Origin of the sequence: Neisseria sp. MVDL19-042950, from assembly GCF_030504625.1 — a bacterium.
In the GTDB taxonomy this organism is placed as follows: Bacteria; Pseudomonadota; Gammaproteobacteria; order Burkholderiales; family Neisseriaceae; genus Neisseria.
The window spans coordinates 1-517 of sequence record NZ_JAUKWH010000036.1; the positions used below are offsets into that span (position 1 = coordinate 1).

Below are 517 nucleotides of genomic sequence, written 5' to 3' on the forward strand. Positions count from 1 at the left end.
TTCGTCGGGTTTGGGTGGGGCATCGCCTTCGACAAAGCGTTGGATGGCGAGTTTGCCGTCCCATTCGGGCAGCGGGGCGGGCGGCAGCGGTACGATATCGTCTATTTCCTGTACGTGCAGTTCGGGTTTAAGTTCGGAGTGCGTACTCAAGTAATTGTCAATAATGCCATAACGTCGGGAACGTTCTTTATCAACCGGAACTCCATAAAAAACCGAGTATTGGGGATCAGTGGCATTGAAAGCTTTTTTAAGTTGTAAGGAGTTTTGCATTCCACCGCCACGTACGCCTTGTTGCGCGGCCTGAATAGCTTTATCGAACTGTTTACCGTCATGCCTATAAGCAATTTCTGCTTGTAGTGCGCCATCTCGGTTGGGAAATTGATGCTTTTTATCTGCCGAACAAAAATAAAATTTATCACTCAACTTTAATAAAGTCGCACGTAAAGCGTTATCAACAACATCCATGCTTACATTTTCCAATAGTTGTCCGATCATATACATGGCTTCGGAGTTTCCT

General features: G+C 45.8%; 1 protein-coding gene. It reads right to left on the reverse strand.

What is annotated here, in order from left to right; genetic code table 11:
• On the reverse strand, positions 1-495 hold a 495-nt coding region (locus Q0X97_RS11825; RefSeq protein ID WP_302067617.1), incomplete at its 3' end, for a DUF6396 domain-containing protein.
• Between the last annotated feature and the right edge of the window lie 22 nt (positions 496-517).